Origin of the sequence: Streptomyces sp. MUM 203J (genome assembly GCF_022414595.1) — a bacterium.
Classification (GTDB): Bacteria; Actinomycetota; Actinomycetes; order Streptomycetales; family Streptomycetaceae; genus Streptomyces.
The window spans coordinates 143631-159297 of record NZ_JADWYO010000003.1; the positions used below are offsets into that span (position 1 = coordinate 143631).

At 73.1% G+C, this 15667-nt stretch carries 15 protein-coding genes and 1 riboswitch; of the genes, 6 read left to right on the plus strand and 9 right to left on the minus strand.

All coding sequences use genetic code 11. From position 1 onward, the window contains the following. Positions 1–2: 2 nt before the first annotated feature. From I3F58_RS03460 to I3F58_RS03470, 3 genes are all read right to left on the minus strand, one after another. On the minus strand, positions 3–680 hold the full coding sequence (locus I3F58_RS03460) for a macro domain-containing protein (protein WP_240106661.1): 678 nt from the start codon (positions 678–680) through the stop codon (positions 3–5). A 121-nt stretch (positions 681–801) separates the two neighbouring features. After that, positions 802–1317, minus strand: a complete 516-nt coding sequence (locus I3F58_RS03465) for a GNAT family N-acetyltransferase (RefSeq protein WP_240106662.1) — start codon at positions 1315–1317, stop codon at positions 802–804. Positions 1318–1401: 84 nt separating this feature from the next. Further along, positions 1402–1977, minus strand: a complete 576-nt coding sequence (locus tag I3F58_RS03470; protein WP_240106663.1) for a TerD family protein — start codon at positions 1975–1977, stop codon at positions 1402–1404. A gap of 171 nt (positions 1978–2148) precedes the next feature. On the opposite strand from I3F58_RS03470, the gene arfB reads away from it, so the two are divergent. After that, positions 2149–2577 (plus strand): alternative ribosome rescue aminoacyl-tRNA hydrolase ArfB, encoded by a 429-nt coding sequence (gene arfB / locus I3F58_RS03475; protein ID WP_240106664.1) that lies wholly within the window; start codon positions 2149–2151, stop codon positions 2575–2577. 83 nt (positions 2578–2660) lie between these two features. On the opposite strand, the gene I3F58_RS03480 is transcribed toward arfB, so the two are convergent. Further along, positions 2661–3218: a flavin reductase family protein gene (locus I3F58_RS03480; RefSeq protein WP_240106730.1), complete on the minus strand. Its 558-nt coding sequence runs from the start codon at positions 3216–3218 to the stop codon at positions 2661–2663. Between the two features lie 351 nt (positions 3219–3569). Here I3F58_RS03480 and cdgB point away from each other — a divergent pair, with 351 nt between their 5' ends. Continuing rightward, the gene (cdgB, locus tag I3F58_RS03485; RefSeq protein ID WP_240106665.1) at positions 3570–5285 is read left to right on the plus strand and encodes a diguanylate cyclase CdgB; all 1716 of its coding nucleotides are present in this window, start codon (positions 3570–3572) and stop codon (positions 5283–5285) included. A 101-nt stretch (positions 5286–5386) separates the two neighbouring features. Then, a complete protein-coding gene (locus I3F58_RS03490; protein ID WP_240106666.1) occupies positions 5387–6391 on the plus strand; it encodes a carbohydrate-binding protein in 1005 nt (334 codons plus the stop codon). A 105-nt stretch (positions 6392–6496) separates the two neighbouring features. On the opposite strand, the gene I3F58_RS03495 is transcribed toward I3F58_RS03490, so the two are convergent. The 3 genes from I3F58_RS03495 to I3F58_RS03505 all read right to left on the minus strand — a co-directional run bounded on the left by I3F58_RS03495 (position 6497) and on the right by I3F58_RS03505 (position 9816). After that, positions 6497–7387 (minus strand): 1-phosphofructokinase family hexose kinase, encoded by an 891-nt coding sequence (locus I3F58_RS03495; RefSeq protein WP_240106667.1) that lies wholly within the window; start codon positions 7385–7387, stop codon positions 6497–6499. A gap of 177 nt (positions 7388–7564) precedes the next feature. Beyond that, on the minus strand, positions 7565–8878 hold the full coding sequence (gene nagA, locus I3F58_RS03500) for an N-acetylglucosamine-6-phosphate deacetylase (RefSeq protein ID WP_240106668.1): 1314 nt from the start codon (positions 8876–8878) through the stop codon (positions 7565–7567). Then, complete coding sequence (locus I3F58_RS03505; protein ID WP_240106669.1) at positions 8878–9816, minus strand: ROK family protein; 939 nt, start codon at positions 9814–9816, stop codon at positions 8878–8880. The genes nagA and I3F58_RS03505 overlap by 1 nt, the downstream gene beginning before the upstream one ends. Positions 9817–10021: 205 nt before the next feature. Here I3F58_RS03505 and I3F58_RS03510 point away from each other — a divergent pair, with 205 nt between their 5' ends. The 3 genes from I3F58_RS03510 (at position 10022) to otsB (ending at position 12528) form a co-directional block, all read left to right on the plus strand. After that, positions 10022–11299: an extracellular solute-binding protein gene (locus tag I3F58_RS03510; protein ID WP_240106670.1), complete on the plus strand. Its 1278-nt coding sequence runs from the start codon at positions 10022–10024 to the stop codon at positions 11297–11299. Between the two features lie 75 nt (positions 11300–11374). Further along, the gene (locus tag I3F58_RS03515; protein ID WP_240106671.1) at positions 11375–11623 is read left to right on the plus strand and encodes a DUF3263 domain-containing protein; all 249 of its coding nucleotides are present in this window, start codon (positions 11375–11377) and stop codon (positions 11621–11623) included. Positions 11624–11667: 44 nt separating this feature from the next. Further along, complete coding sequence (gene otsB / locus I3F58_RS03520; RefSeq protein WP_240106672.1) at positions 11668–12528, plus strand: trehalose-phosphatase; 861 nt, start codon at positions 11668–11670, stop codon at positions 12526–12528. Between the two features lie 275 nt (positions 12529–12803). Here otsB and I3F58_RS03530 read toward each other — a convergent pair whose 3' ends face one another. After that, positions 12804–14282 (minus strand): trehalose-6-phosphate synthase, encoded by a 1479-nt coding sequence (locus I3F58_RS03530; RefSeq protein ID WP_240106673.1) that lies wholly within the window; start codon positions 14280–14282, stop codon positions 12804–12806. Between the two features lie 89 nt (positions 14283–14371). Then, complete coding sequence (locus I3F58_RS03535) at positions 14372–15361, minus strand: glucosyl-3-phosphoglycerate synthase (RefSeq protein ID WP_240106674.1); 990 nt, start codon at positions 15359–15361, stop codon at positions 14372–14374. A 165-nt stretch (positions 15362–15526) separates the two neighbouring features. Then, positions 15527–15667: riboswitch (SAM riboswitch) on the plus strand.

A 15667-nucleotide genomic window follows, 5' to 3' on the forward strand; every position in this document is an offset into this window, starting at 1 on the left:
GTTCAGCGGCGGGACGCGGGGCGCTTCGGCGGCGTGATGCGTACCCGCATCTCCTGCGGCGCCTTCTCGATGTCGTCGAGCTGCGCCACGATCGTGTCGCGCAGGCCGTCGTAGTCCGCGAACTCGTAGTCGTTGAACAGCGTGTAGCCCGTCCACATCAGGTTCGCGCACACCCGCGCCGGCACCCGGCCCGTCCGCGCGCCCATGCCCACCAGAGCCACCGACCCGATGCTGCCCGGCGCCTCCTTGTTCTGCTGGTGGATCGCCTGGAACGCCGCCGCGCACGCCAGTGCCACGTTCAGGGTCTCGCTCACGTTCTGCGCCGACCGCTCCATCGTCGGCGTCGAGATCAGGAACCTCGGGCCGACCGCCCCGGACGGTACGCACACCGCGCCGCCCACCGGCAGCCGCCCCGCGAACCGGTCGCGGATCGCCCGCTGGACGCGCAGCTGGATGCCCGCCCCGAGGTACCGCTTGACCGCCGCGTCCACGCCGCCGTCCATCCGCCCACGGGAGTTGGTCGGGCTCACCCAGGCGTCGACCCGCTCATCGAGCAGCGAACCCTTGCGGATCTCGATCCCGGGCGTGTCCGCGAACGCCGCCCGCCACGCCGCCACCACCTCCGCGTTGATGTCGGTCAGCACGACCCTGAGCGGCGCCTGCGCACGGTTCTCGGTCATCATCCACTCCCGTCGGGAAACGGCTCGTCCACCGCTCACGACGCTAGTGGGCACCACTGACAACGGCCTTGGGACAGAGGCGGGCTGACCGTGCGCCGGGTGTCTGCGGCGGGCGCCGCGATCAGAGCGGCTTGTGCAGCACCACGCAGTCCCGGCCGTACTCGGCGTCCCTGCGGCGGGTCAGCTCCTCGTATCCCAGCGCCCGCCAGAACGACAGCGCCCTGGGGTTGTTGTCCAGCACCGCCAGGCGGATGCCCCGGCGGCCCAGCGCGCGGAAGCGCTTCTCGACGATCTCGGCCAGCTCACGGCCGAAGCCCATGCGGTGCTCCCGGGCGTGGACCATGAGCAGGCCGATCCACGGATCCGGGTCCTCCGGGTCCTGCGGGTGGTGGGCGAGGGTCACCGCGACACCGATGACCCGGCCCTCCGAACGGGCCAGCAGCACCTCGGCGTCCGGCCGGGCCAGCTCCCGGGCCAGGGAGGCGGCGACCTGCTCGGGGCGGATGTCCTGTGGGTCCGGGAACTCCCCGCTGAGCTGCTGGAACTCCCGGTTCGAGGCGTAGAGGTCGGTCAGCTCGGTGAGCAGCGGCCCCGGCAGGGCGCCCTCTTCGCCGAGCGTCAGCGGTTCGACGATCATGCGCCACACAGTAGGGCCCCGGCGGGCTGATCGCCGCCGGGGCCACACCTGCTGCGACGGGCGCCTCGAAGCGCCCTGACGGTCTTAGACGTTCACGCCGAAGTCGCGGGCGATGCCCTCCAGGCCGGAGGCGTAGCCCTGGCCGACGGCGCGGAACTTCCACTCGGCTCCGTTGCGGTACAGCTCGCCGAAGACCATGGCCGTCTCGGTGGCCGCGTCCTCGCTCAGGTCGTAGCGGGCGATCTCGCTGCCGCCGGTCTGGTTGATCACGCGGATGTACGCGTTGCGGACCTGGCCGAAGTTCTGCGCGCGGGTCACCGCGTCGTAGATGGAGACCGGGAAGACGATCTTGTCGACGTTCGGCGGGAGCGCCGCCAGGTTGACGTTGATCTGCTCGTCGTCGCCCGCGCCCTCGCCCGTACGGTTGTCGCCGGTGTGGACGATCGTGCCGTCCGGGGTGGACTTGTTGTTGAAGAAGACGAAGTGCGCGTCGGACGCGACCTTGCCCGCGGCGTCCACGCCGATGGCGGAGGCGTCGAGGTCGAAGTCGGTGCCCGTGGTCGTGCGGACGTCCCAGCCCAGGCCCACCGTGACGGCGGTCAGGCCGGGGGCCTCCTTGGTCAGCGAGACGTTGCCGCCCTTGGACAGGCTTACAGCCATGGGAAGTCCCTTCCTTGGTGCTTCGGTAGCTCGGTTCGTGCAGTGACCTTACGGTGTCACCGCTCTAAACGTGGAGAACGCCGGAGTGGTTCCAGGGCGTGCTCCCGGTGTGCCCGACCCCGGTTCGAAAACAGGGTGACGTCCCCGTGTGGGAGACGGGAACATGGAGCCATGCCCGGTCCTTATCCCATCCGCGGCTCGGTCGTCCTCCCGGAGGCCGAGCTGATGTGGCGTTTCTCCCGGTCGTCCGGGCCGGGCGGACAGCACGTCAACACCAGCGACTCGCAGGTGGAACTCCGCTTCGACCTGGCGCGTACGGAGTCCCTGCCTCCGGTGTGGAAGCGTCGGGCGCTGGAGCGGCTGGCCGGCCGGCTGGCCGGCGGCGTGCTCACGGTACGGGCGTCCGAGCACCGCTCGCAGTGGCGCAACCGGGAGACCGCGGCGGTACGGCTCGCCGCCCTGCTGGCCGAGGCGACGGCGCCGCCGCCGAAGCCGCGGCGGCCCACGAAGGTGCCGAAGGGGCTGAACGAGCGGCGGCTGCGGGAGAAGAAGCAGCGGGCGGAGACCAAGCGGGGGCGGTCGCCGCGCAACTGGGACTGAGGCCGGGGCTCCGGTTCCCGGGGCACTCGTCCTCGGACCGTCCCCGAGCCGATCGGGCGGAGGGAGACCCCCGGGGCTCGGACTCAGCCCAGGTGCCGGTACCGGCCCTTGAAGTACAGCAGCGGCCCCCCGCTCCCGCTCTTCGGCAGCGCCGCCGACAGCACGCGGCCGATGACGAGCGTGTGATCTCCCGCCTCGACCCGCTGTTCCGTGCGGCACTCGAGTGCGGCCAGCGCGCCGGACACCAGAGGCGCCCCGGTCTCCTCGCCCCGTGTGTGCGGGAGGTCCGCGAACAGCAGCCGGTCGCTGAGCCGGCCCTTCATCGCGAACCGCGCCGCGACCTGCCGCTGCTCCTCCGCCAGGACCGACACCGCCCACATCGGCTGCTCCGCCAGCAGATCGTCCATGCGGGAGCCGCTCCGGACACTCACCATCACCAGCGGCGGCTCCAGGGAGACCGACAGGAAGGCCGTCGCGGTCATCCCGGCGTCCTCGCCGGGCGGGCCGTCGGGGCCCAGCGGCGGCTCGACCGCCGTCACCAGGACCACACCGGCGGCCAGCCGGGACATCGCCGTGCGGAATTCGTCGGGGCTCACCCCCTCAGCATCCCCCGGGGCACCAACTGACGGGTGCCCGGTCAGGGTGCCGGAGGGGGCGAGGGACGCGGAAGCCGAAGGGCGGGTTGTTGGCGACACACCGGAAACGCTAACGTCGCCCGCCACCCGGTCGCATCGGACCGGGGAACCAGCGCGGGCCCCGCCGGAGTCCTAGGACCGGACGGCCTGTGCCGGGCCGTGTGCCATCCGTCATCCCCGGGAGCGCCTCTGGGCTGGATCTCACCTCCTGTGACTTGAGTCACAGAGTGGAGTAATTGTTGACCCTGTGTACCGAGTGCACAGCTCGCTGTGATTCAGTGGCGGTGACACCTCACACATGTATGCCGATCACACCGCCTGGAGTTGTTGCTGTCGAGGTCTCGGGGAGAACGAGCGATGGAGACCGAGTCGGAGCCGTACGTCCGTCTTGCGACCCTGAGGCAGCTGCACCAGGTCGTCGCCAACCTGAACACCGCCCGCAGCCTGGCCGACACCCTGCAGACCGTCGCGGACGGCGTCACCACCGGGCTCGGCTACGAGCTGGCCTGTGTCAACCTCGTCCGTCCCGACGGCGACCTGGTCGTCGCCGCCTTCGCGGGGAACGCCGCCGCCGAAGCGCTGATCACCGGCCGGGTCGGCTCCCGCGCCTCCTGGGACCGGCGGCTCTCCATGGGCGAGTCCTGGGAAGACCTGCGGTTCATACCGCACACCGAGGGCTGGGTGCTGATAGACGACGACGTACCGCAGTGGCACACCGACGGGCCCGAGCCGCGCTTCGAGGACGAGTGGCACCCCCGCGACCGGCTCTACGCCCCCATGTACACCTCCGGCGGCCAGCGGGAGCTGCTCGGTGTCATCTCCGTGGACCGGCCCCGCAACGGCCGCCGTCCCGGCGCCTGGGGGCGTGAGGCGCTCCAGATGTACGCCTCCCAGTCCGCCATCGCGATCAGCAACGCGCGGCTCCGCTCCAACATGCAGCGGGCGCTGGTCCGGCTGGAGCGGGAGCAGCAGGCGCTGCGGGCCAGCGAGGAGTCGTTCCGGCAGGCCTTCGAGTACGCCCCGTCCGGGATGGCCATCGCGGAGATGGGCGGCGACCAGCAGGGGCGGCTGCTGCGCACCAACGACGCGCTGTGCCGGCTCCTGGGGCGGCCCGCCGCCGTCATGCGCCGCTACTCCTTCGCGGACCTGGTCCACCCCGAGGACGTCGGGACGCTGCTGCGGACCTCGGCCGAGGGAGGCCGGGCCGAGCTGCGGCTGGCCCGGCGGGACGGTTCGTACGTCTGGGTCTCGCTGCGCAACTCGGTCGTCGCGGACACCGCCGACGGGCCGCGTTTCCTGCTCACCCACGTCGAGGACATCGAGGAGCGCAAGCGGCACGAGCTCCAGCTCCGTCACCGCGCCTCGCACGACGCGCTGACCGGACTGCCCAACAGCGCCGAGCTGCGGGCCCGGCTCAGCGCCCGGCTCTGTGACCGGCCCGGCGGCCGGGCCGTCCGCGCGACGGCGGCGGACGCGGCGGGGTACGGCGGCGCCTACGGGGAGGGGTACGACCCGGTGGTGCCGTACGAGGCGGAGTACGGGGCCGAGGGGTACGGGGCCGAGTACGAGTACGGCTACCGGGGCGACGGCTTCGACTTCGACCCGTCGGCCTCGGGCTCCCCGTACGACACCCATGTCCACGCGGTCGCGCCCGGCGCCGGGGTCGACGACGGGACGAAGGGCCTGGCCGTGCTCTTCTGCGACCTGGACGGGTTCAAGTCGATCAATGACCGGTTCGGCCACCACACCGGCGACGCGGTGCTGATCGAGGTGGCGCGGCGGCTCACCGACGGGGTACGCGACGGGGACACGGTGGCGCGGCTCGGCGGCGACGAGTTCGTGGTCCTGGCCGACGGTCTGGGCGCCGCGGACGCGGCCGACCTGGCGGTACGGCTCCGCAACGGGATCATCCCGCCGATCCGGGTGGACGGCCGGGCGGTCCGGGTCGGGGCCAGTTTCGGGATCGGCTGGGCGGAGTGCGGGATGACCGTGGAAGAGGTCCTCAACTCCGCCGATCAGCGGATGTACATGGAGAAACGCTCCCGGGCCAAGGTGCACAGGCGGGCGGGGTAACCGCCGGTTGGGCCTTCCGGGGGCCGTTGTGGTACCTCGTTCGAGGTAGGCTCGCCGGGGTCGGAGACCCCTCGCTAGCACGGATGAGGAGTGAGGCAGGGATGGCTGCCGGTAACAGCGGCAACGGCGCGGGCACGCCCGAGGACGACGACCCGTTCGGCTATCTGTACGCCGACGGCCAGACAGCGGGCGCCCAGGGGCAGCACCAGGGCGGCTACGGCTACCCCGGTCCGGCCGCCGCGCCGCAGCCGGGGCGTCCCCGCACGTCGTACAACCAGGTCCGGGCGGTGGGCGAGCGGCAATGGGGAGGCCAGGCGCCGGCCCAGCCCCAGGGCGCCGCGCCCCAGGCGTACGGCCAGCCCCCGGCTCAGCCGCAGTACGGCCAGCCGCACCCCCAGTACGCGGCGCCCGAGACCTACCCGGGCGGTGGCGCCTCGACCCAGCCGGTCCCGGCGCAGTCCGGCGGCCGGGGCGGCGGCCCGAACACGCGGGGCCTGCTGATCGGTGCGATCGCGGTGGTGCTGGTCGTGGTGGCGGGCATCACGGTGGCGATGCTGAACAAGGACTCCGACGGCAAGAACAACGACGCCCGGTCGGCACCCTCCGCGCCCGCGCCGACGGGCGTGTCGGAGGAGTCCCCGTCCACGGAGCCGTCCCCTTCGGACTCGGCCAAGCCGGACCTCCCGAAGCGTGACGCCGCGACCCTGGAACTGACCCCGCCTGCGACGCTCGGCACGGACGTGCCGGGCGCGAAGGGCACCGAGGGCGCGTATGTGCAGTTCAACGGGGTGGGCGGCGCAGCCAGTTGGAAGTTCGAGGTGCCGGAGGACGGCACGTACACGATGTACCTGACGTACAGCGTGCCGGGCAAGGACGCCAAGGCCACGCTGACCGTCAACGGCGGCCAGCCGCGCGAGATCAACATGGCCAACTTCGCTAAGGCCCCGGAGGGGGCCTGGGAGAAGGGCTGGACGAACACGTACTCCTACATGCAGCTCGACAAGGGTGAGAACACCCTGAAGATGTCCTGCGAGGCGGGCAACAGCTGTGAGGCGTACCTCGACCAGGTGTGGCTGGTGTACGGCGAGGCGGGCAAGAAGGGCTGAGGCCGGTCCCGGCCGTGCCTCGGCCCCGTCGGGGCTGCCCCCTCCGGGGACTTCGGGGAACGGGGAGACCCGAGGGGCGGGAGGTCCGAGAGGCGGAGCCCGTGATCAGGCCGCGGCGGCCAGCTCCGTCACCGTCACTCCGGGCAGCAGTTCCGCGAACGCGGCCTCGTCCGCGGCCAGGGCCGTCGCGCGGGACAGGCGGGCGGTCCAGGGAAGGTCCTCCACCAGTGCCGACAGCAGCCCCGCCACCGCCGCGTCGTCCGCGCCCGGCGGGTTGCCGGGCGCGCGGGTCGGGGGTGTGGCCCGCCAGGTGCCGTCGGGGGTGACGGCGAGCAGACCCTCCGGGCCCAGGGACGTGACCACCGCGTGGGCGCCCCGGCGGCGGGCGTCCCGCGTGGCCCGCAACGGCTCGCGTGCGCCCGTCAGTGCGGCCAGTGCCTCCGCGTCGGGCTTCACGATGTCGGGCCGCGCCGCGATGCCCCGCCGCAGCGGCTCACCGCTCGTGTCGAGGAGGACCGGGACGCCCGCCGACCGCGCCCGCCGGATCAGGTGCGCGTACGCGCCCACCTGGACGCCCGGCGGCAGGCTGCCGCACAGCGCCACCGCCCGCGCCTCCGGCAGCAGTTCGTCGTACGCCGCCAGCAGCGCCGCCCACTCGGCGGGGGAGATGGCCGGGCCCGGTTCGGTGAACCGGGTCGTGCCGGACGCGTCGGTGACGGTCACGGTGCGGCGGGTCGCGCCCCTGACCGGCACGAGCGCGTCCCGGAGCGGGAGCGGCGCCAGGTGGGCGCGCAGGGCCTCGCCCGTCGGGCCACCCGCGAAGCCGGTGAGCACCGCCTCGTGGCCGAGTGCCGCCAGTGCCCGGGCCACGTTGACACCCGGGCCGCCCGGGCGCTCGGTCACCTCGGGCACACGGTGCTCGGTGTGCGGCGCGAGTGTCGCGGGCACGGCGCAGGTGACGTCGAGCGCGCTGTTGAGCGTGACCGTGAGAATCACCGGCTGCCGCACCCCCGTTGACGTGTAGACACCTGCCCGGTGCCTGCCGGGCCCGGAGAATTCACGGTGCCCGATCATGCCAAACGGAAGGCGGCCCGCCCAGACCCCCGGGCCGACCGCCGCCGTACCGTGATGCGTGCGGGGATCAGCCGGGGTGCCGCGCGGTGCCCCGGCCGGTCATGCCGGCCGACCTGTCTGTCCGGCCGGGGTCCGGCGGTCGTCCGCCGGGGAGGCGCGGTGGCCCACCCGGGGGTCGACCACCCACGCGCCGCGGCGCATGACGCCCCGGAGGACGAAGTCGGCGTCCAGGACCACCAGATCGGCGTCCTTGCCCGGCTCGATGGAACCGATCCGGTCGTACCGGCCCAGCAGTTTCGCCGGGTTGGCCGAGACCGATTCGACGATGTCCTCCACCGGCAGCCGGTCGACGGTCGCCGCCCGGCGGAACGCGGTGTCGAGCGTCAGTGTCGACCCGGCGATAGCGCCGCCCTCGGCCAGCCGCGCGACCCCGTCCTTCACCTCCACCTCAAGGGGGCCGAGGCGGTAGACCCCGTCCCCGAAGCCCGCGGCGTCCATCGCGTCGGTGATGAACGCGACGCGGCCGGGGCCCGCGTGACGGTACGCCAGCTCCAGGGCGGCCGGGTGGAGGTGGGTGCCGTCGTTGATCAGCTCGACGGTGACCCGCTCGTCCTCCAGCAGCGCGGCGATCGGGCCGGGTGCGCGGTGGTTCAGCGGCGGCATCGCGTTGAACAGATGCGTGGCCACGGTGGCGCCGGCCTCGATGGCGGCGGCGGTCTGCTCGTACGTGGCGTCGGTGTGCCCGACGGCGGCGATGACGCCGTGCTCCGCGAGCAGCCGTACGGAGTCGAGGCCGCCCGGCAGTTCGGTCGCGAGCGTCACCATGCGGGTGTGGCCGCGGCCCGCGTCGATCAGTTTGCGCACCTCCGCCGGGTCCGGGTCGCGCAGCAGGGCCTCGCTGTGGGCGCCCTTGCGGCAGGGGGAGATGAACGGGCCCTCGAAGTGGATGCCCGCGATGTCCCCCTGCTCGGCCAGCTCGGCCAGTTCGCCCGCACGGTGCGCGAGGAACGCGAGGTCGCCGGTGACCGTGGAGGCGACGAGGGTGGTGGTGCCGTGCAGCCGGTGGGTGTGGATGCCGCGCAGGACCTCGTCGGGACTCCCGGAGGTGAAGGAGGCGCCGCCACCGCCGTGGTTGTGCAGGTCGACGAAGCCGGGAACGAGCCAGCAGCCGGTGAGGTCGAGGACCTCGGCACCCCCCGGGACTCCCGGGGTGCCGGGGGCGGTGGCCCGCACGGATTCCCCGCCGCCCGCCGTCGGTCCCGGCGCGGCGCCGGCCCCGCCTCCGGCGGCGTCCGCTGTCGTGACTCCCGCGATCTCCGCCCCCCGGACGGTCACCGTGGCGCTGTCCGCGATCCCGGTCGGCAGGACCACGCGGGCGCCGGTGAGAGCCTTCAGCGGGTCGTGAGCGGCCATCAGGCGTCACCTTCCGAATCGGTCGCGAGGAGGTCCCAGGCGAGGAGCCCCGCGCCCAGGCAGCCTGCGGTGTCCCCGAGGGCCGCCGGCACGATGGAGGGCAGCCTCTGGAACGTGACGCGTTCCCCGACGGCGGCCCGGAGGGGTGAGAACAAGGTTTCCCCCGCCTCCGCGAGCCCGCCACCGATGATCAGGGTGCGCGGGTCCAGCAGGGTGAGCGCGGTGACGAGACCGTCCGCGAGCGCGTCCACCGCGTCCCGCCAGACCCGTACGGCCCGGGGGTCGCCGTCCTCGACGGCCTTGGCGCAGTCGGCGGCGTCCGCCTCCGTCTCACCGGAGGCCCCGGCCCAGGCGCGGCTCACCGCGGCGGCCGAGGCCAGGGTCTCCAGGCAGCCGCGCTGGCCGCAGCCGCAGTCGGGGCCCCCGGGGCGTACCACGATGTGGCCGATCTCCCCGGCATAGCCGTGCGCGCCCGCCTCGATGACGCCGTCGATGCCGATGGCGCCCGCGATACCGGTGCCGAGCGGTACGAACAGGAACCGGTCGGCGCCCCGGCCCGCCCCGACGCGGCCTTCCGCGAGGCCGCCGGCGCGGACGTCGTGGCCGAGGGCGACGGGCAGGCCGCCGAGCCGGGCACCGAGCAGCGCGCGCAGCGGTATGTCCCGCCAGCCGAGGTTCGCGGCGTACACGGCGAGGCCGGCCTCGGGGTCGACGATGCCGGGGACGGCGATCCCCGCCGCCGCGGCGCGCACCCCGTACCGCTGCTCGCCGGCGGCGAGCAGGTCCGTGGCGAAGCCGAGGATCGACTCCACGACGGCGTCGGGGCCGCGCTCGCGTCCGGTGGGGCGGCGTGCCTCGTACAGCAGTGCGCCGTCCGCCCCGACCAGGGCGGCCTTCATCCCGGTGCCGCCCACATCGAGGGCGATGACGTGTTCCACGGGAGACAGTGTCACCTGATCACCGCGAAAGGTCTAGTCCACTTGGGAAGGATTGTTGCCGCGTCATACAAACCGGAGGTGACCCCCGTGGTTTAGACCTAGGTGTAGACCTCTTATCCTTCGCTTAACGAAAGGTGTTTGGCGAAAACGCAGCTCACGCGTGGGTGAGTGCGACACGTCCGAGGCGAGTGAGGGTGGTACGGCAGTGCAGCGACGCCGCTACAAGGGACTGACCGCGGCCGTGGCCGCACTGACGATCGCCGCGACGCTGTCGGGCTGCGGCGGGAGCGAGGGCTCCGGGGACGTCACCCTCAAGCTCGTGGCCGCCGACTACGGCAGCAACGACGACAACACGTCCCAGAAGTACTGGGACGAGCTGGCGCGCGCGTACGAGGGCAAGACGCCGGGTGTGAAGATCGAGGTCACCGTCCTTTCCTGGAAGGACGTGGACCGCGAGGTCGCCGAGATGGTCGCGCGCGGCGAGGCGCCGGACCTGGCCCAGATCGGCGCGTACGCGGACTTCGCGCGCGAGGGCAAGCTGTACCCGGTGGAGAAGCTGGTCTCCGTTCCGACCCAGTCGAACTTCATGCCGCTGCTGCGGCAGGCGGGCGAGGTGGACCGGGTCCAGTACGGGATGCCGTTCGGCGCCAGCACGCGGCTGCTGTTCTTCAACGAGGACCTGTTCACCCAGGCGGGCGCCGAGCCGCCGAAGACCTGGGCCGGGCTGAAGGCCGCCGCCCAGAAGCTGAAGGCCGAGGGTGTGAAGACCCCGTTCGCGCTGCCGCTCGGCGCGGAGGAGGCACAGGCCGAGGCCATGATGTGGCTGCTCAGCGGGGGCGGCGGCTACCGGGACGCCACCAACACGGCGTACCAGATCGACTCGCCCGCGAACGTCTCGACCATGAGCTGGCTGAAGGACGACCTGGTCGGCGCGGGGCTGACCGGGCCCGTCGCACCCGGCAAGCTCGACCGGCAGCAGGCCTTCGACGCGTTCGCACGTGGCGAGGTGGGCATGCTGAACGGGCACCCCACCCTGATGGACACCGCCGAGAAGGCCGGCATCAAGGTCGGCAAGGTGCCGCTGCCGGGCGCGAACGGCAAGGCCAAGGCGACGATGGGCGTGGCCGACTGGATGATGGCGTTCAAGCAGAACGGCCACCGCAAGGAGATCGGCGCGTTCCTCGACTACGTGTACGAGGACAAGAACGTGGTGTCCTTCTCCGACCGCTACGACATCCTGCCCGTCACGGTCACCGCGAGCGACAGGATGGAGGCGGACAAGACGCACGCCGCGCTGAAGCCGTTCCTGGAGCAGCTGCCCGGGTCCGAGCTGTACCCGGTGGGCGAGAAGTCCTGGGCCCGGGTCAGCGAGAGCGTGAAGAAGAACATCGGGCGCGCGGTGGCGCCGGACAGCGACCCGAAGACCGTCCTGGAGGACATCGCGAAGGACGCGCGGGCGGCCGAGTCGGGCCTGAAGGGCTGAGGCCCCTGCCCGTCGGGAGGCCCGCGCCCGCCGGGCTGCGGGCCGCTGTCAGGGGCGTGCCGTAAGTTGGCTGATATGACCGCCGAGGACCCGCGGCTCCGGCCGCTCAGTGAGACTGAGCGCACGGTCCTGGCGATGGAGCGCCGCTCCTGGCCGGGACCGGGCGCCAAGGAACGCGCCATCAGGGAGCGGCTCGGCGTGTCGCCGGTCCGCTACTACCAGCTCCTGAACGCCCTGCTGGACGACGAGTCCGCGCTGGCCCACGACCCGGTCACGGTCAACCGGCTCCGCCGCGTCCGCGCCATCCGCGAGACCCGCCGCTGAGGCGACAGGTGTCAGCGGGGTCCGCCCCGGATAGGTACGCACACATGTCCACCACCCAGGAAGACATGCCCGCGCCCCTGCACCGCCCCGCCACGGCCGCCGGCCGTGAGGGACTCGCAGCGATCCTGGAGCGCCCCTCCCGCGCGGTGATCGCGGTCGACTTCGACGGCACCCTCGCCCCGATCGTCGCGGACCCCGGGCAGGCCCGCGCCCACCCGGGCGCCGTCCCCGCCCTCGCGGCGCTGGCCCCGCACGTCGCGTGCGTCGCCGTGGTGACCGGCCGCCCGGCCGGGGTCGCGGTCCGGTACGGCGGCTTCGCCGGGGTGCCCGGCCTGGAGGGTCTCGTCGTCCTGGGCCACTACGGCGCCGAGCGCTGGGACGCGGCGACCGGCCAGGTCGAGGCGGGCCCCGAGCACCCGGGCATCGCGGCGGTGCGGGCGGAGCTGCCCGCGGTGCTGGAGCGGGCGGGGGCGTGGCCCGGCACCTGGATCGAGGAGAAGGGCCGCGCGGTCGCCGTCCACACCCGCCGCGCGGAGGACCCCGCCGCCGCGTTCGCCGCGCTCGTGGCGCCCCTCACCGGGCTGGCCGCCCGCCACGGCCTGGCCCTGGAGCCCGGCCGCCTGGTCCTGGAGCTGCGGCCGCCGGGCATGGACAAGGGCAAGGCCCTCACCGACCGCGTACGCGCCCTGAACGCCGGGTCCGTCCTGTACGCGGGCGACGACCTGGGCGACCTCCCCGCGTACGCGGCCGTCGAGAGACTCCGCGCGGACGGTGTCCCCGGCCTGCTGCTGTGCAGCGCGAGCGAGGAGGTGCCCGAACTGTCCGCCCGGGCGGACCTCACGGTCCCGGGCCCGGCGGGGGTGGTGGACTTCCTGCGGGCGCTGGCGCGGGTGCTATCCGAATGAGATCTGGTCCCGGATGTCCTCAAGGGCGCCTTCGTGTTCCCAGGTCGGCGGCACAGCTTCGATGAGCCCTTCGATGATCTCGGCGCGATCACCCTTGATGCGCTGGACCGCCTACTTGAGAGCGCGCTCCGGGTCCGCGACTACGCTGTAGTCGTCCGGTGCGGTTGCCATGCGACACGTCCCTTCGACGAGCAGTTAGCAGGACAGGCGTAGCACCAGCCTGCATCAGGCTGCCCGCCGTCCTGGTGAGGGTCGCCCGAAAGGGTGTCCGGGCTTCAGGCACCCATCGCCCGCAGTGCCTCCAGCTGCTCCAGGAACCACCGCTGCGGCGGCAGCGCCGTTCCCGCCGCGGCCAGCCGCTTGGAGCGGTCGGCGCGCTCGGCGTCCGGCATCGTCAGGGCCTCGTGCAGCGCCCGGGCCGTGCCCGTCACGTCGTACGGGTTCACCACGACCGCGTCCCCGCCCAGTTCCTCGTAAGCCCCCGCCTCCCGTGACAGCACCAGCGCGCAGCCCGCGTCGGAGACCACGGGGACCTCCTTGGCGACCAGGTTCATGCCGTCCCGGATGGGGTTGACCAGCGCCACGTCCGCCAGGCGGTACGCCGCCAGGGAGCGGGCGAAGTCGTCCTTCACATGCAGGACGACCGGGGTCCAGTCCTCCGTGCCGTACTCCGCGTTGATCTCCTCCGCCAGTCGGTAGGCCTCCGCCGTGTACGCGCGGTACACCTCCAGGTCCTGCCGCGACGGGTACGCGAAGGCGAGGTGGACGACCCGCTCCCGCCACTCGGGGCGGTCCTCCAGCAGCGTCCGGTAGGCCAGCAGGCCCCGGACGATGTTCTTCGACAGTTCCGTGCGGTCCACCCGGACGATCGTTTTGCGGGGACCGCCCCCGGGCGCCGTCCCGATCTCCGTCCGGAGGGCGGCCATCCGCTCCTCGACGTCCGGTTCGTGCGAACGTGCCCGCAGGAACTCGGCGTCCGCGCCGAGGCCGTGCACGCCGATCCAGGTCCGGCGGAACGGCTGTCGGCCGGTGGGGCTGTGCTCGATCCACGAACCTCGGGCAGGGTTCGGCATCATCGGGATGATCCGCTCGGGGTCCACGGCCGCGCAGCGCGAGAACGCGGTCGCCCAGCGCTGTGTCAGGAAGCCCAGCTGGTCCGCCCCGAGCATCCCCCACACCAGCTCCTCCGCCACGTCGTCCGGAAGCACCCGGAAGTACTCCGGCGGCGCCCACGGCGTGTGCGAGAAGTGTCCGATCCGCAGGTCCTGACGCAGTTCCCGCAGCATGCCCGGGGCCAGCGCCAGGTGGTAGTCCTGGATCAGCACCGCCGCGCCCGGCGCCGCCTCCGCCGCCAGTGCCCGCGCGAACGCGCGGTTGTACGCGCGGTACGCCTCCCACCGCTGCCGGAACCCCGTGTCGAAGACCGGCTCCAGCGGCGTCTGCCACAGCATGTGGTGCAGGAACCACAGCACCGAGTTCGCGATCCCGTTGTAGGCCGCGTCCTGCACCTCGGACGGGATGTCCAGCATCCGGACGCCCGGCTCCCCGGCGCCCCGCCGGACCGCCTCCCGGTCGCCCTCGCCCAGCGCCGCGCACACCCACACCGCGCCCGCGTCCGGCCCGATGGCCGACAGGCCCGACACCAGGCCGCCGCCGCCCCGCCGCGCCTCCAGTGAGCCGTCCTCGCCCAGTGCGTAGCTGACCGGGCCGCGGTTCGATGCCACGAGAATCTCGGAAGCCGTCTCGGAAGCCATGTAGGCGAACCTAGCCGCGAGCGGAAACGCTCAAACGTGCGGAAACAAGCCGCGGCCTCCGCTCACCGCGGTACCCCACCCGCCGCGGGTCACGCCACGCGCCGCCTGCGCGTGTACTCCGCCACCTCGCGCATCGGCGGGCGCTCCTCCGTGTCCACCGCGTGTGTGCTCGGGACGAACCCCGACGCGTCCCGCTCGAACTGCGTCAGCCGGGGCCGCACGAGATGGCCCCGCGCCAGCCGCGCCTGCGCCGTCCGGTAGATCGCCGCCGCCATCCGGCCCAGCGCCCGGTCGTCCTGGTGCCGGTGCAGCCGCACCCCGACATCCACCTGCGCCAGCGCGTCCAGCCCCACCAGGTGCAGCGCGTCCACCAGCAGGCCCAGCTCCACCCCGTACCCCACCGGGAAGGGCAGGCGCTCCAGCAGCGAACGGCGGGCCGCGTACTCGCCGCCCAGCGGCTGGACGAAGCCCGCGAGCTGCGGCCAGTGCAGGTTCAGCAGCGGGCGCGCCACCAGCTCCGTCACCCGCCCGCCCTGCCCCGCCGCCCTGCCGGAGGCGGGCGCACCGGACTCGGTGGCCAGCGGGCGGTCGTACGTCGCCTTCACGAACTCCACGTCCGGGTCCGTGAGCAGCGGGCCGACGATCCCGGTCACGAAGTCGGCCGAGAACTCCCGCAGGTCCGCGTCCACGAAGGCCACCACGTCCCCGCCGGTCACCAGCAGCGACCGCCACAGCACCTCGCCCTTGCCCGGCACGGCCGGTATCCGGGGCAGGATGTCGTCCCGCGCCACCACCCGGGCGCCCGCCGACCGCGCCACCTCCGCCGTACGGTCCGTCGAGCCCGAGTCGACCACCACCAGCTCGTCCACCAGCGGCACCGCCTCCGGACCGCCGTCGGCCATCAGCTCGCGGCGGATCACCGCGACGATCTCCCCGACCGTCGCCTCCTCGTTCAGCGCGGGGAGCACCACGCTGACCGTGGTCCCGTGCGCCTGCTTCGCGGCGAGCAGCCGGCCGGTCGGCCGGTCGGCCACGCTCCAGGACCGCCGTTCCAGCCAGCGCTCCACCTCGTCCAGCACCCGCGCCACTCCTCAGAAGTCGGTCGTATGTCGGTGTCCGCGATCCATCTCGCGGTTCGGACGCCTGTCTCAGACCTCCGCCCCGTCGGTTACAGTCTTGAACAACGCGCAGGACGGCCGCATGCCGGGTCTCCCGGTTTCCGCCCCGCGCCGACAACTTCACACCGCTCATCCAGAGGGGCAGAGGGATACGGCCCGATGAAGCCCCGGCAACCCTCCAGTCGGCACCCACATCACGCGGGGCCCCGGCTAGGGAAGGTGCCAAATCCGTCTCATGGCGACACGCGTCAGTGAGAAAGATGAGGA

What these genes read in the sequence shown, in the direction of transcription:
- I3F58_RS03530 (WP_240106673.1), bottom strand. Translation starts at nt 14,282, where the DNA reads ATGGCTTCCGAGACGGCTTCCGAGATTCTCGTGGCATCGAACCGCGGC.
- I3F58_RS03490 (WP_240106666.1), top strand. Translation starts at nt 5,387, where the DNA reads ATGGCTGCCGGTAACAGCGGCAACGGCGCGGGCACGCCCGAGGACGAC.
- I3F58_RS03470 (WP_240106663.1), bottom strand. Translation starts at nt 1,977, where the DNA reads ATGGCTGTAAGCCTGTCCAAGGGCGGCAACGTCTCGCTGACCAAGGAG.
- otsB (WP_240106672.1), top strand. Translation starts at nt 11,668, where the DNA reads ATGTCCACCACCCAGGAAGACATGCCCGCGCCCCTGCACCGCCCCGCC.
- I3F58_RS03515 (WP_240106671.1), top strand. Translation starts at nt 11,375, where the DNA reads ATGACCGCCGAGGACCCGCGGCTCCGGCCGCTCAGTGAGACTGAGCGC.
- I3F58_RS03465 (WP_240106662.1), bottom strand. Translation starts at nt 1,317, where the DNA reads ATGATCGTCGAACCGCTGACGCTCGGCGAAGAGGGCGCCCTGCCGGGG.
- I3F58_RS03460 (WP_240106661.1), bottom strand. Translation starts at nt 680, where the DNA reads ATGACCGAGAACCGTGCGCAGGCGCCGCTCAGGGTCGTGCTGACCGAC.
- nagA (WP_240106668.1), bottom strand. Translation starts at nt 8,878, where the DNA reads ATGGCCGCTCACGACCCGCTGAAGGCTCTCACCGGCGCCCGCGTGGTC.
- cdgB (WP_240106665.1), top strand. Translation starts at nt 3,570, where the DNA reads ATGGAGACCGAGTCGGAGCCGTACGTCCGTCTTGCGACCCTGAGGCAG.
- arfB (WP_240106664.1), top strand. Translation starts at nt 2,149, where the DNA reads ATGCCCGGTCCTTATCCCATCCGCGGCTCGGTCGTCCTCCCGGAGGCC.